13 protein-coding genes are annotated in these 13,214 nt (G+C 75.3%); 7 read left to right on the forward strand and 6 right to left on the reverse strand.

The window, feature by feature from the left end; translation table 11 throughout:
• Nucleotides 1–11 precede the first annotated feature (11 nt).
• The 3 genes from GNZ18_RS19680 (at nt 12) to GNZ18_RS19690 (ending at nt 2,707) form a co-directional block, all read left to right on the forward strand.
• Nucleotides 12–959 carry an ATP-binding protein gene (locus GNZ18_RS19680; protein ID WP_312874625.1) on the forward strand — a complete coding sequence of 316 codons (948 nt, stop codon included), beginning with the start codon at nt 12–14 and terminating at the stop codon, nt 957–959.
• Nucleotides 960–1,004: 45 nt separating this feature from the next.
• Nucleotides 1,005–2,141, forward strand: a complete 1,137-nt coding sequence (locus tag GNZ18_RS19685; RefSeq protein WP_156217933.1) for a hypothetical protein — start codon at nt 1,005–1,007, stop codon at nt 2,139–2,141.
• Nucleotides 2,142–2,230: 89 nt separating this feature from the next.
• Nucleotides 2,231–2,707, forward strand: a complete 477-nt coding sequence (locus GNZ18_RS19690) for a ribose-5-phosphate isomerase (RefSeq protein WP_156217934.1) — start codon at nt 2,231–2,233, stop codon at nt 2,705–2,707.
• Nucleotides 2,708–2,735: 28 nt separating this feature from the next.
• Here GNZ18_RS19690 and GNZ18_RS19695 read toward each other — a convergent pair whose 3' ends face one another.
• Nucleotides 2,736–2,984, reverse strand: a complete 249-nt coding sequence (locus tag GNZ18_RS19695) for a hypothetical protein (protein ID WP_156217935.1) — start codon at nt 2,982–2,984, stop codon at nt 2,736–2,738.
• 201 nt (nt 2,985–3,185) lie between these two features.
• Here GNZ18_RS19695 and GNZ18_RS19700 point away from each other — a divergent pair, with 201 nt between their 5' ends.
• Nucleotides 3,186–4,304, forward strand: a complete 1,119-nt coding sequence (locus GNZ18_RS19700) for a PP2C family protein-serine/threonine phosphatase (protein ID WP_156217936.1) — start codon at nt 3,186–3,188, stop codon at nt 4,302–4,304.
• Here GNZ18_RS19700 and GNZ18_RS19705 read toward each other — a convergent pair.
• On the reverse strand, nt 4,285–5,481 hold the full coding sequence (locus GNZ18_RS19705; protein WP_156217937.1) for a serine/threonine-protein kinase: 1,197 nt from the start codon (nt 5,479–5,481) through the stop codon (nt 4,285–4,287). The genes GNZ18_RS19700 and GNZ18_RS19705 overlap by 20 nt on opposite strands.
• Nucleotides 5,482–6,022: 541 nt before the next feature.
• On the opposite strand from GNZ18_RS19705, the gene GNZ18_RS42285 reads away from it, so the two are divergent.
• A complete protein-coding gene (locus tag GNZ18_RS42285; protein ID WP_156217938.1) occupies nt 6,023–7,432 on the forward strand; it encodes a sensor histidine kinase in 1,410 nt (469 codons plus the stop codon).
• Nucleotides 7,433–7,446: 14 nt separating this feature from the next.
• On the opposite strand, the gene GNZ18_RS19715 is transcribed toward GNZ18_RS42285, so the two are convergent.
• Nucleotides 7,447–8,859, reverse strand: a complete 1,413-nt coding sequence (locus GNZ18_RS19715) for an amidase (RefSeq protein WP_156217939.1) — start codon at nt 8,857–8,859, stop codon at nt 7,447–7,449.
• A gap of 80 nt (nt 8,860–8,939) precedes the next feature.
• Between GNZ18_RS19715 and GNZ18_RS19720 the strand changes: the two genes are divergently transcribed.
• Nucleotides 8,940–10,385, forward strand: a complete 1,446-nt coding sequence (locus GNZ18_RS19720) for a carboxyl transferase domain-containing protein (protein ID WP_312874626.1) — start codon at nt 8,940–8,942, stop codon at nt 10,383–10,385.
• A 53-nt stretch (nt 10,386–10,438) separates the two neighbouring features.
• Nucleotides 10,439–11,140: a type 1 glutamine amidotransferase gene (locus GNZ18_RS19725; RefSeq protein WP_214620499.1), complete on the forward strand. Its 702-nt coding sequence runs from the start codon at nt 10,439–10,441 to the stop codon at nt 11,138–11,140.
• Here the strand turns inward: GNZ18_RS19725 and GNZ18_RS19730 are convergent, their stop codons facing one another.
• The 3 genes from GNZ18_RS19730 to GNZ18_RS19740 all read right to left on the reverse strand — a co-directional run bounded on the left by GNZ18_RS19730 (nt 11,141) and on the right by GNZ18_RS19740 (nt 13,154).
• Nucleotides 11,141–11,776: a response regulator gene (locus GNZ18_RS19730; protein WP_312874627.1), complete on the reverse strand. Its 636-nt coding sequence runs from the start codon at nt 11,774–11,776 to the stop codon at nt 11,141–11,143.
• The gene (locus GNZ18_RS19735) at nt 11,773–12,894 is read right to left on the reverse strand and encodes a sensor histidine kinase (RefSeq protein ID WP_156217940.1); all 1,122 of its coding nucleotides are present in this window, start codon (nt 12,892–12,894) and stop codon (nt 11,773–11,775) included. The genes GNZ18_RS19730 and GNZ18_RS19735 overlap by 4 nt, the downstream gene beginning before the upstream one ends.
• 86 nt (nt 12,895–12,980) lie before the next feature.
• Nucleotides 12,981–13,154 carry a hypothetical protein gene (locus GNZ18_RS19740; protein WP_156217941.1) on the reverse strand — a complete coding sequence of 58 codons (174 nt, stop codon included), beginning with the start codon at nt 13,152–13,154 and terminating at the stop codon, nt 12,981–12,983.
• Between the last annotated feature and the right edge of the window lie 60 nt (nt 13,155–13,214).

Genomic DNA, 13,214 nt, shown 5'->3' on the forward strand with positions numbered 1-13,214 from the left:
TTGAGGCATTCGTGAAGGTTGCGTTCGTCGGCAAGGGCGGCAGCGGCAAGACGACCCTGTCGTCGCTGTTCGTGCGGCACCTGGCCCGGCGCGGGCTGCCGGTCGTGGCCATCGACGCCGACATCAACCAGCACCTCGGCGTGGCGCTCGGGCTCGACGAGGAGCGCGCCGCCCGGGTCCCGGCCCTCGGTGACCACCTGGACGCCATCAAAGACCATCTGCGCGGTGACAACCCGCGGATCACCTCCACCGCCGCGATGGTCAAGACGACGCCGCCCGGCGCCGGGTCGCGGCTGCTGCGGCTGCGCGGCGACGACCCCGTGCACGCGCTCGGCCACGAGGTGGACGGCATCACGCTGCTGGCCACCGGCCCCTTCAACGACGACGACCTCGGCGTGGCCTGCTACCACTCCAAGACCGGCGCGGTCGAGCTCTACCTCAACCACCTGGTCGACGAGCCCGGCGAGTACGTCGTGGTGGACATGACCGCCGGGGCCGACACGTTCGCGTCCGGCCTGTTCACGCGGTTCGACCTCATGTTCCTGGTGGCCGAGCCCACCCGCAAGGGCGTCGGCGTCTACCGCCAGTACACCGACCACGCCCGCGATTATGACGTCGCCATCCGCGTCGTCGGCAACAAGGTGCAGGACGACGAGGACGTCGCCTACCTGCGCGCCCACGTCGGCGACGACCTGCTCACCTACGTCGGCCAGTCCTCGGCCGTCCGGGCGCTGGACCAGGGGCGCAGCGGCGTCGTGCTGGAGGAGCGCAACGAGAGCGCCCTCGACCTGATGCTCGCCGAGGTGGACGCCCGCGCCAAGGACTGGGACGCCTTCCAGCGGCAGGCCGTCGAGTTCCACGTCAAGAACGCGCGGAGCTGGGCGAACCGCGCGGTGGGCGAGGACCTGGAGAAGCAGGTCGATCCCGGGTTCCGGTTCCCCGTCGCGTACGCGCGGTGATGAGGGCCCTACCGGCGGACGGAGATCTTCACTAACCTGCCCGCCATGACGACGCGGCGGATGTTCGTGATGGCGGGCGGCGCGCTCGCGCCCGTGCTCCTGCTCGCCCTGCTGTTCGACAACCAGTGGGTGGTCGACGCGACCCGCGAGAGCGACTTCGACTTCCAGAAGGGGATCGGGCCGCTCGTCAGCTGGTCGCAGTACCCGCAGTGGCGTCTCACCGGCGGTGAGCAGCACTTCCCCGCCAAGTTCATCCTCGCGCTCGACTTCAGCCTGCTGGTGTTCTTCGCCCTGCTGGCCCTGTTCGCGCTCGCCGCGGTCCGGGCGGTCGATCCGCGCCGCGGCGCGTTCGGCGTGGTCATCGGCGGATGGTGGGCCACGGTCGCCGCGGGCGGGCTGTCCGGTTTCGTCGCCGGCCCCCTCCTGCACTGGAGCCTGGACATGTCCGGCCAGCCGATGAGCCGGGCCCTGTGGAGCCTCGTGGGCGACGGGGCGAGCTTCGGCCTGATGTTCGGCTGGCTGGCCGGGCTCGGCGCGCTGGCCGCCTTCATGGTCACCCGCACGCCGGAGGAGCGCCTCGCCCGGCAGATGGCGCACGCGGCCCCGCACCTCGGCGGCCCGCTGCCGCCCGCCGGCGCCCTGCCCCCCGGCGGCCCGATCCCGCAGGGCGGCCACATGCAGCCGGGCGCCCCGATGCAGCCGGGCCAGATGTACCCCGGGCAGATGCAGCAGGCCCCCGGCCAGCCGGGGCAGATGTATCCGGGGCACCCCGGGCAGATGCAGCAGCAGCCGATGGTGCCGCCGCAGGCGCAGGGCGGCCAGGGGCTTCCTCCGCAGCACCCGGCCGCCGTCCCCTACGTGCCGCCGGGCGGCCCCCAGCAGCCGCAGTGGGGCGCCGCGCCCGTCCCGCCGCAGGGCGGGCAGTACCCGGGCGGCCCCGTCCCGCAGCCGCCCGCGCAGCCGCCCGTGCCCCGGCAGCCCGCGCAGGCGCCGGTACCGGCCGTCCCGCCGCCGACCCCTCCCGCGGACGAGGCCGCCGCCGAGCGCCCCGGGGACGAGACCGTCGGCGACGAGGAGCCCGAGGCCGCGCCGCCGAGCGAGGACGCGCCGCCGAAGGGCCCGGCGGAGGAGACGATGCTCGACGGCAGGCCCGGAGACGACACGCTCCCCCCGCCCCGGTGAACTGATGACCGGTGACCTGATGACGGGTGACCCGATGACGGGGTGACCCGGGCGCGCGCCGTCCCCGCCCGCCTGCGAGAATCGGGCGCATGCGCGTCTTTCTTGGCACCGACCACGCCGGTTACGAGCTGAAGGAGCACCTCGTCTCCTGGCTGAAGGCGAACGGGCACGAGCCCGTCGACTGCGGCGCGTTCGAGTACGACGCCGTCGACGACTACCCCCCGTTCGTGCTGCGCGCCGCCCAGCGGACCGCGGCCGAGCCGGGGACGCTCGGCATCGTGCTGGGCGGGTCGGGCAACGGCGAGGCGATCGCGGCGAACAAGGTGAAGGGCGTCCGCGCGGCCCTGGTCTGGAACGAGGAGATCGCGAGGCTCGCCCGCCAGCACAACGACGCGAACGTCATCAGCCTCGGCGCGCGGCAGCACGACGCCGAGACCGCGACCCGGTTCGTCGAGGTGTTCCTGGAGACGCCCTACTCGCAGGAGGACCGGCACACCCGCCGCATCACGATGCTCAGCGAGTTCGAGACCACGGGCGAGCTGCCGCCGGAGACGTCCGGGGCCTGACCCGGGCGCCGGATCCCGAGCACCGGCCTCAGGCGCCCGGCTCCGGTGACGGTCTGCGACCGGTGCCGCCGCGCTTGCCGAGGCGGCGCCGCTCGTTCTTGGCGGCCTTCGTGGTCCTGGAGGCGTTCGCGCGCCGCGCGGGCTCACCCGGCCGCGCGGCGGCGCCAGAACCCGGTGGCGCGGCCGCCAGTGAATCCTCACCCTCCGGCAGCGGCGGTGAGACGTCCCGCGCCCGCATCGCCGCGTCCAGCGTGATCCGCATGCCCGGCTGACTCATCCGCCGCCTCCTCGCCGCACGTCCGAAGAACCGTCCGGGGGGAACGATCCCGCCCCGCCCATTGGACACACCGCCCCCGGATCAGGCAAGACCTTCGATGTCACCGGGTGGTCGAAGTCACGTGGCTGGAGCGCTGCAAGCAGGCACCCCTGGCGCGGATGGGCGACCGCCGCCGCCGATGCTCGGTACAGTGCCGGAGTCATGCTTCAACGACTGGTGCACCTCATGCCGCCGGGAGTGCGCGCCGTCCTGCGCAGGATCCCGCTGCTGGTGGCGCTGTACCGGTGGCTCCGCAGAGGGCGGCTGACCAGGGAGCGGTACGTGTTCGCCGCGCTCGCCGTCCTCGCGATCGTGATCGGCGTGACGGCGGCGACCGACACCCGCGGGCTGGCGCCGTCCGGCGCGCTGGTGCTGATCGTGCTCGGCGGCGGCCTGCTGCTGCGGGTGCGCAGCCTCGTCGCGCTGCTGGTGGTGGTCGTGGCGATGGTGTCCTACGACGCCTGGCACGACATCGCGGCGATCGGCCCGGGCATGATCGCGACGCTGGCGATCACGACGGTGCTCGCGCTGACGCTGGCGCGGACCCGGCAGCAGCTCGGTGTGCAGGGCCTGCGCGGCGACTCGATGCTGCTGGAGCTGCGCGACCGGCTGCGCCGCCAGAGCGAGATGCCCGAGCTGCCGGGCGGCTGGGCCTCGCAGGTCGTGATGCTCCAGGCGGGCGGCTCCTCCTTCGGCGGCGACTTCGTCGTCTCCACCTGCGACGGCTCGAAGCTGGAGGTCGCGCTGGTCGACGTCTCCGGGAAGGGGACCGACGCCGGTACGCGGGCGCTGATGCTGTCCGGCGCGTTCGGTGGCCTGCTTGGATCGATCCAACCTGATCGCTTCCTGCCCGCCTGCAACGGCTATCTGCAACGCCAGCGGTGGGAGGAGGGGTTCGTCACGGCGGTGCACGTCGTCGTCGACCTGAAGACCGGCGAGTACGTCGTGGAGTCGGCCGGGCACCCGCCCGCCGTCCAGTTCGACGCGGCGACGGGGGAGTGGAAGGTGAGCCCCGCCAAGGGCGTCGTGCTCGGCGTCGTCCCCGACCTGCGCTGCGTGCCCGAGAGCGGGCAGCTCGGACGCGGCGACGCGCTCCTGCTCTACACCGACGGCCTGGTCGAGTCGCCCGGCAGCGACCTGGACGCCGGGATCGACCGCCTGCTCGGCGAGGCGGAGCGGCTCGTCCCGCGCGGGTTCGGCCAGGGCGCGAAGGAGCTGGTGGAGACGATGGCGGCGGCCCGCGACGACGACTGCGCGCTCGTCATCGTCTGGCGCCCCTGACCCCGTGCCGGGCGCCGATCCTGCCGAGGACGACCGCGCCGACCAGGATCGTCCCCGCCCCGGCCAGCAGCCGTGTGCGCGAGGACGACAGGAACTCCGCCACGCTCAGCCCCATCGGTGTGAACGCCTTCGTCGCGCTGCCGGGCTCGTTCGGCTGCTCCGGTCGGCGCGGGGCGCCACCCTCCCTCCAGAGACCGGCCCTGTTCTCCGTGCCCGCCGCGCGCCCGCCGTCACCTCCCTGCTCGACCAGGGCCAGCAGGAGGTCGGGCGCGGACGGGCGGTCGCGCGGATCCCTCGCCAGCGCCGCGCGGACGCAGGGCAGCAGCGCGTCGGGAAGCCCCGCGAGGTCGGGTTCGCCGAGCGCGCCCCGGGTCGCGGCGAGGTCGTCGCCGAAGGGGAGCCGCCCGGTGCCCGCGTGGGCGATGAGGCAGCCCCAGGCGAAGATGTCGGCGGCCGGGGTCGCGGGCCCGCCGCGCAGCACCTCGGGCGCCATCCAGCCCGGCGTGCCGAACACCCTGCCGTTGGCGGCGGTGCGGCCGGGCGGGTCCTGCCCGTGCGACCGCTCCGCGGGCGGTCGCTGACCGCGTGCACCCGGCCCGCGCGAGCTACCCCCGTGCGAGGTGGGGCCGAGCGAGGTGGAGCCGTGCGGGTTGGAGCCGTGTGAGGCGGGGCCGCGCGCGACGCTGCGCGCGATGCCGAAGTCGATGACGCGGCAGCCGGACAGCGTCAGCATCACGTTGCCGGGCTTGAGGTCGCGGTGCACGAGCCCGGCGGCGTGGATCGCCGCCAGCGCCGAGGCCACGCCCACGGCCACGCCGTGCAGGTCGGCGGGCGGCAGCGGGCCGTCCCCGCCGAGCCGGTGGTGCAGCGACACGCCGCCGACGTAGTCGGTGACGAGGTAGGGCCGACCGTCCTCCTCGCCGTGCGCGAGGACCCGCGCGGTGCAGAACGAGGCGACGCGGCCCGCGAGCGCCGCCTCGTCGCGGAACCGGCGGCGGTAGGACGGGTCGCCCGCCAGATGCGGGTGGATGGTCTTGACCGCGACGCGTCCCCCCGACACCGGGTCGGTCCCGAGGTAGACGGTGCCCATGCCGCCCGAGCCGAGCCGGCCGAGCAGGCGGTGCCCGCCGACCTCGCGCGGGTCCGCGGGTTCGAGCGGTCGGATGTCTCCGTCCATGAGGAAATCCTGAATCCGGTGTATCTGGCGCCCCTCCGACCCGTCTCTCCCCGTTTGTCGGCAAAGTATGGCGCCTTCCTGCACGAACAGAGGAAACGCGTTCGTCACGTCGATGTGGCTCCCAGTGCATCCGCGGGGTGCAGAGTGGGAGGCGTTCCGCAGCGAAGGCCGGTCCGCGGGTGGACCAGGCGGCTGGCGGCACCGAGAACGATGTCCGCGCGGATCGGCACCCCAGGGGTGGGAGGAGCCGACTCGCGCGGACATCGAGCTTTCCAGCCCCTCTCCGGACGGTTTCCCGACATAACCTATTGACTTAGTAGGAGATAGCCACCACGATGGAGATCGCGAGTTCCGCGCTCGCCGTCCCCGCTGTTCGGGGCGCTCTTACGGCGGGGACCCGCCGGGTGACCGGGATGGTGCGGCACGGCCTGTCCCGGTCACCGGCGACCTCGGTCCGCCCGAGGTTTCACGGGCCGCCGCCGGGCAAGAACCACTTTTGCGCAGGTCCCCCGACGCGCGACGGGCAGGGGAGGGCGCCGGAGTGCGGATCGTCGCGGACGGGCTGTCGCCCTCGTGCTGGTCGGTGCGGACACGGGTGACCGTCACCGCGACGGTGATCGTCGCGCTGCTGCTGATCGTCGGCGTGGCCGTGTTCTACCAGGCCGTCCGGCACACCGTGCTCCAGGATCTGCGCGCCCGCGGGGTGCTGGCCGCCGCCGACGTGGTCACGATCGTCCGCAACGAGGACCCGCGCGGCATGCTGGCGGTCCAGGACGCCGACTTCCCCCTCCTCCAGGTCGTGGACGACCGGGGCCGCGTGCTCGCCTCCAGCGAGGCGCTGCGCGGCCGCGGCGCGCTGGACGTGCCGCGCCCGCCCGCCTCCGGGCGGCCCGAGGTGCACACCGTGCACGTGCCGGGCGTGTCCGCCGACGTGTACGTGGTCAGCGAGCGGACGTCCAGCCCCTACGGGTTCCGGACCGTGCACGCGGGCGCCCCGATCACCGAGCTGACCCGCAACAGGCGGTTCTTCGTCGCGGCGCTCGCGGCGGCGGTGCTGCTCGCGACGGCGGCCGTGGCGTGGATCGTCGCGCTGTCGGTGCGGCGGGCGCTGAGCCCGGTGCGGGTGATGAGCGCGGAGCTGGCCGACATCACCGACATCGAGGGCGGCGAGGGCGAGCGCCGGGTGACCGTCCCGGACCCGGTCGACGAGGTCTCCGACCTGGCCCGCTCGGTGAACCTGACGCTCCACCGGCTGGAGGACGTCCTGCTCCGCCAGCGCGCGTTCGTCGCGGACGTCTCGCACGAGCTGCGCAGCCCCCTCACCGGCCTGCGCGCCCAGTTGGAGGTGGCGCTGGAGCATCCCGGGGACGAGGACTGGCCGGCGGTCGCGCGGTCCGCGCTGGCCGACGCCGACCGGCTCCAGGGCATCGTCACGGACCTGCTGATCCTGGCCCGGCTGGGCGCGGGCGTCCCCGCCGGACGGGAGCGGGTGGACCTCGGCGGGCTGGTCCGAGAGGAGGTGGCGCGGCGGCCGCGGCGGGTCCCGGTCGAGACCGACCTCCAGGAGGGCGTCGTCGTCTGGGTCACCGGCGACCACCTCGTCCGGGTGCTGACGAACCTGCTCGACAACGCCGAGCGGCACGCCCGCTCCCGCGTCCGCGTGAGCGTGGCCTCCGAGCGGGGGGACGCGGTGCTGGTGGTCGCCGACGACGGCGCGGGCATCCCGCCCGAGGACCGCGAGCGCGTCTTCCGGCGCTTCCACCGCCTCGCCGAGGGGCGCCGGCGCGACCGCGGCGGCACCGGCCTCGGCCTGACGATCTCCCGCGACATCGCCCACGCGCACGGCGGCAGCCTCGTCGCCGAGGGCGGCGGCATCACCGGCACCGGCGGTGCCACGAACGCCGCGCACGGCGGTGCCCGGCTGGTCCTCCGGCTCCCGCTGGCGTCATGACCCCCGGCGCGGGCTCACAGCGGAGGGCGGCGGAGGCCGTGCCCGGTGGCCTGCTCGAAGGCGTGCCCGATCCGCAGGACGGCGAGGTCGGCGCGGTGCGGGCCGACGATCTGGAGGCCGACCGGCAGCCCGCCGGAGGTGAACCCGGCGGGCACCGACAGCGCGGGGCAGCCGGTCGCCGAGACGAGGAAGCAGGAGCGCATCCACTCCAGGTAGTCGGGCATGGGCCGCCCGGCGACCTCGCCCGGGTACTCCAGCGACGCCTCGAACGGCGGGACCTGGCTGACCGGCAGCAGCAGGGCGTCGTAGCGCTCGAAGAACGCGCGGACGCGGTGGAACAGCGCCGTGTGCAGCACCTCCGCCCGCCCGACGTCGGCGCCGGACAGGGCGCGCCCGGCGGCGATGTTCTCCCGGAGCGACGGCTTGATGTCGTCCGGGCGCGCGTCCAGCAGCGGGCCGAGCGACAGCTCCCACTGCCAGGCGCGCAGCGTGCGGAACACCTCGTCCGCGCCGGAGAGGTCGGGGCACGCCTCCTCGACGACGCAGCCGAGGTCGGTGAAGACCTTCACCGCGGGTTCCAGGACGCCGGTGACCGCCGGGTCGACCGGGACCATCCCGCCGAGGTCGGGCGACCAGGCCAGCCGCAGGCCCGCGGGGTCGCGCGCCAGCGGCGCGGCGAACGTCCCGCCGGGCGTGTCCAGCGCGATCGGGCTGCGCGGGTCGGGGCCGGCGAGCACCGACAGCAGCAGCGCGACGTCGGCGACCTCGCGCGCCATCGGGCCCTGCACGCCCATCGTCGCCCAGCCCGCCGGGACCGGCCACGCCGGCACGCGGCCCGGCGAGGGCCGGAACCCCACGACGTTGCAGAACGAGGCGGGGTTGCGCAGCGAGCCGCCCATGTCGCTGCCGTCCGCGAGCGGATGCATCCCGCAGGCGAGCGCCGCCGCCGCGCCGCCGCTGCTCCCGCCCGCCGACCGCGACAGGTCGTAGGGGTTGCGGGTGACGCCGAAGAGCGTGTTGAACGTGTGCGAACCGGCCGCGAACTCCGGCACGTTCGTCTTGCCGACCGCGATCGCCCCGGCGGCCCGCATCCGCTCGATCACCAGCTCGTCGGTGTCGGGCACGTGGTCGGCGAAGACCGGCGACCCGGACGTCGTCCTGATCCCGGCGGTGGCGTGGGTGTCCTTGTGCGCGACCGGCAGCCCGTGCAGGGGGCCGGGCTCGGCGCCCGCCGCCAGCCGCTCGTCGGCCCGCGCGGCCTCCCGGAGCGCCCGCTCGGCCTCCACCGTGACCACGGCGTTGACCTGCGGGTTCACCGCCTCGATCCGGTCGAGATGGGCCTGCACGACCTCCCGCGCCGACAGCTCCCGGTCCCGGACGCGGCGTGCCAGCTCACGGGCCGAGGCGAAGTGGATCTCTGGCGACAAGGCGTTCCCCTCCCGGCGCGGCGTGTTCTACGAGGTCATCATGCAGGGAGGGCGCCGCACAAGGCGAGGGAGGAGGCCGCGTGACCGGGACGGCCGAGCGGCCGGGCGCGCGCGAGCTGCTGCGCCGCGTCCTGGACGGCGGATGGACGTCCTGGGACGCCCCGATCGGCGCGGGCGAGAGCGAGGAGCTCGCCGCCGCCCGCGTGCGCAGCGGCTGCGACGAGTCCGTGCTCACCGGCGCGGGCCTCCTGCGGGGGCGCCGCGTCGCGTTCGTGGTGTCGGAGTTCCGCTTCCTCGCGGGCTCGATCGGCCGCGCCACCGCCGACCGGATCGTCGCCGCCGTCGAGCGCGCCACCGCCGAGCGCCTCCCGCTGCTCGCGGCGCCGTGCTCCGGCGGGACGCGCATGCAGGAGGGCACGGCGGCGTTCGTGGAGATGGCGCGGATCACCGCCGCCGTCATGGCGCACCGCGCCGCCGGGCTGCCCTACCTCGTCCACCTGCGCCACCCCACCACCGGCGGCGTGTTCGCGTCGTGGGGCTCCCTCGGCCACGTGACCTCCGCCGAACCGGGCGCGCTGATCGGCTTCCTCGGCCCGCGCGTCCACGAGGGGCTGCGCGGCGAGCCGTTCCCGGCGGGGGTCCAGGTCGCCGAGAACCTCGCCGCGAAGGGCCTGCTGGACGTCGTGGTCGGCGTCGACGGCCTGGCGGACGCCGTGTCCCGCGCCCTGGACGTCCTGTGCGCGAGGCCGCCCGCCGCCGAGGTGCCGGAGCCGCCGTCCGCGGTCGCGGACGATCCCGTGTGGGACTCGGTCGTCCGGTCGCGGGCCCCGAACCGTCCGGGTGCGCGCGACCTGATCCACCACGGCGCGACCCTGGTCACCCCGCTCTCGGGCACGGCCGACGCGGCGCCGGGCCTCGTCCTCGCCCTGGCCCGCTTCGGAGCCGCGCCCTGCGTCCTGGTCGCCCAGGACCGCGCGGGCCAGCGCGGCGGCCACCCCCTCGGGCCCGCCGGTCTGCGTGTCGCCCGCCGGGGCATGCGCCTGGCCGCCGAACTCGCGCTGCCGCTGGTCACGGTCGTGGACACCCCCGGCGCCGCCCTGTCGGCCGAGGCCGAGGAGGGCGGTCTGGGCGGTGAGATCGCCCGCTGCCTCGCCGAGATCGTCACCCTTCCCGCTCCCACGCTGAGCCTCCTGCTGGGCGAGGGCGCCGGCGGCGCCGCGCTGGCCCTCCTCCCGGCCGACCGCGTGCTCGCCGCCCGGCACGCCTGGCTCGCCCCGCTGCCGCCCGAGGGCGCGTCGGTGATCGTCCACCGCACCCCGGACCGCGCCGCCGAACTGGCGGCCGACCAGGGCGTCCGCGCGGCGGACCTGCTCCGCGACGGCATCGTGGACGCGATCGTCGACGAGCGCCCCGACGCCTCCGCCGAACCGGCCGCGTTCTGCCGCCGCGCCGCGCGGGCGGTCGAGCGCGGGCTGTCGGGCCTCGCCCCCGGCACGGCCGCCGCCCGCCTGACCCGCCGCCGTTGACCATATTTCGTTTGGGTACGTACGATTTGGGGTCAACGTTCCAAGGAGGTTCCGTGCGCGCCCTGCTCATCCACCACGACCACCTGTCGATCCCCGGCCCGGTGGGCGAGCGCCTGACCGAGCACGGGTGGGACCTCGAAGAGCGCCTGATCGTCCCCGCCGACCTCCACCACGCCCCGGGCGTGGACTTCGAGTTCCCCGACCCGCTCGCGTGGGACCTGATCATCCCCATGGGCTCCCCGTGGTCGGTCAACGACGCGGTCGTCGCCTCCTGGGTGGCGCCCGAGCTGGCCATGCTCGGCAAGGCGCACGCGGCGGGCGTCCCGGTCCTCGGCATCTGCTTCGGCGGCCAGGCGCTCGCGGCGGCGCTCGGCGGCACCGTCGAACGCGCGCCGCGTCCGGAGATGGGCTGGGTGGAGGTCGAGACCGACGACCCGTCGCTGGTCGGGCCGGGCCCCTGGTTCCAGTTCCACTACGACCGCTGGACGCTGCCGCCCGGCGCCGTCGAGATCGCCCGCTCGGCCGCCGGTTCCCAGGCCTTCGTCCTCGGGCGCTCGCTGGGCCTCCAGTTCCACCCGGAGATCACCGCCGCCGAGCTGGAGTCGTGGCTGGTCAACGGCGGGGACGCGCACATGCGCGCCGAGGGCGTCGACCCCGGCGCCGTCCTGGCCGAGGTCCGCCGGACCGAGGCCGCCTCCGCCGCCCGCACCCACGCCCTCGTGGACGCCTTCCTCACCAAGGTGGCCACCGTCTGATCAGGGGTCGAGGAGGCCGGCGCGGTGCGCGAGGATCGCGGCCTGGACCCGGTTGCCGAGGGAGAGCTTGGCGAGGATCCGGCTGACGTGGGTCTTCGCGGTCGCCTCGCTCATCGCCAGCCGGGCCGCGACGTCGGTGTTGGAGAGCCCGCCGCCGACCGCGGCGAGCACCTCGCGCTCCTTGGGGGTGAGGACGTCCAGCCGGCTCCGCGCCTCGGAGCGCCCGGTGCCGGCGAGGTCGCGGAGCAGCCGCCGTGTGATCTTGGGGGAGAGCATCGCGTCGCCGCGGGCGGCGCTGCGGACGGCGGTGAGCATCTCCTGCGCCGTGGCGTCCTTCAGCAGGAACCCGACCGCGCCGTCGGCGAGCGCCGTCCGAACGTAGTCGTCCAGGTCGAAGGTGGTCAGGACCACGACGCGGTGGCGGCCCGCGAGCCGCCTGGTGGCGGTCAGGCCGTCGTGGCGGGGCATGCGGATGTCCATCAGGACGACGTCCGGACGGTGGGCGGCGGCCCGCTCGACCGCCTCGCCGCCGTCGGCGGCCTCGCCCACCACGGTCATGTCGGGCGCGGTCTCCATGATGGTGCGGAGCATGGCCCGGACCATCCACTCGTCGTCCACGATCAGCACCCGGATCACAGCGGCACCTCGGCCCTGACCTCGAAACCGCCCTGCGGCGTGGCGCCGGTGGTCAGCTCCCCGCCGAGGAGCCGGATCCGCTCCGCGATCCCCAGCAGGCCGAACCCGCCATCGGGGAGGCCGCCGCCCGGCGGTCCGCCGCCGCGCGCGGCCTGCGGGCTCGCGCCGTTGGCGACGCGCAGCCGCAGGACGCCGGGCCTCTGAACGACGCGCACCTCGACGCCCGCGCCGCGGGCGTGCTTGTGGGCGTTGGTCAGCGCCTCCTGCACGACCCGGTAGACGGCGTGCTCGACGAGCGCCGACGGCGCGGACCCCGGCTCGGCCACCGCCTCGAACCTGACCGGCGTGCCGAGGCGGCGCGTGTCGGAGATCAGGGCGGCCAGGTCGGCGAGGCCGGGCTGCGGCGCCAGCGGCGCCTCGCCGTCGGCGCGCAGGACCTCGACCAGCGAGCGGAGTTCGCCGAGGGCCTCGCGTCCGATGTCCCCGATCCGGCGGCCCGCCGCGACGGCGTCGCGCCCCTCGGCGGCCTCCAGGGCGGTGGCGTTCAGCACCATGAGCGACACCCGGTGGGTGACGACGTCGTGCATGTCCCGGGCGATCCGGGCGCGCTCGTCGGCGCGGGCCTGCCGGACGCGCCGGTGCTGCTCGCGTTCGAGGCGGTCGGCGCGCTCCCGGACGCGGGCGATCAGCTCGCGCCGGGTCCCGACGTAGAGGCCGAGCAGCGCGGGGGCCAGGCAGATCGCGGCGGTCAGCGGCGCCGCCGCGTCCGGGCCGCCGAGGCGCCAGAGCGGTACGCCGAGGACCAGCACCGCGACCAGGGTCGCGGCGGCGGTCCGGCGCCGGGACCGCGTCCGCTCCGCGAGCCGGTACTGCGCGACCATGACGGCGACGAACGCGGCGAGCGTCGTCCAGGCGAGGAGGGCGAGCGCGAGCGGCACCTCGGGACGGCGGCTCCGGAGCAGCGCGGCGCCGACCAGCAGGCCGAGGGGCACCGCGAGCCAGAGCGGCGGGTCGAGGCGGGCGATCGTGTGCTCGCCGAGCGAGCGTCCGACGCCGAGGTCGCCGGACGCGGTGCTCACGGCGACGCCGAGCGCCACCGCCAGGTTCACCGCCCTCATGGACGCTCACGCTATAGCGGTGCCGAAAGGCGGTCATCCATAGAAAGTCGTACGGCGATGACGAAGGCGAGTCGTTCCCTGCCGGGTCAGCGGGCCAGGGCCGGCACCGGCGCCGGGCCCGGTGCCGTGCGGCGGCGCGAGCCCCGGCGGTGGCGCCCACCGCGCGGGACGAGCGCCACCAGGGCCGTCGCCGCGACGCCCGCCAGGACCGCGCCCAGCATGATCTTGAAGCCCCTGCACAGCCCGGCCTTGTCCGCCATAACGTTAGGTGTCCTGTCTTGGGGTTTATCTCGCCTTTCTTGCGTTACATTCTGTCAGGA

The organism is Actinomadura litoris (assembly GCF_009733595.1).
GTDB classification, from domain to species: Bacteria; Actinomycetota; Actinomycetes; order Streptosporangiales; family Streptosporangiaceae; genus Spirillospora; species Spirillospora litoris.